The 237-nt window shown below is 43.5% G+C and carries 1 protein-coding gene; it reads right to left on the bottom strand.

Annotated features, from left to right (window positions below):
• The coding region (locus P5674_RS26405) for a reverse transcriptase domain-containing protein (protein WP_315670543.1) at positions 1-237 on the bottom strand (237 nt) is incomplete at both ends.

Raw genomic sequence — 237 nt, 5'->3', positions numbered from 1 at the left:
GGGTCTCTTTTTAGGCAGCTTGGACAATGAATTTTGGACAGTAGGTAATCATGGTTTATTCGGTCAAAACATTTTGCTATATCAGCATCGAGTACATAATATTCACCCTTGTTGATACTTGAGTAAATTCGTGCTATTGCATCTTGGGCTGACCGTCCGGGACGGAACCCATAGCTTGTGCTTTCAAATCTCGATTCCCATTCAGGTTCGAGAGCCGACTTAACCAAGGCTTGCCTT

Source organism: Limnospira sp. PMC 289.06, from assembly GCF_032350395.1.
GTDB lineage: Bacteria > Cyanobacteriota > Cyanobacteriia > Cyanobacteriales > Microcoleaceae > Limnospira > Limnospira platensis.
Note: the sequence above shows the minus strand (reverse complement) of the source record. Positions and strands in the feature narration are given on the sequence as shown.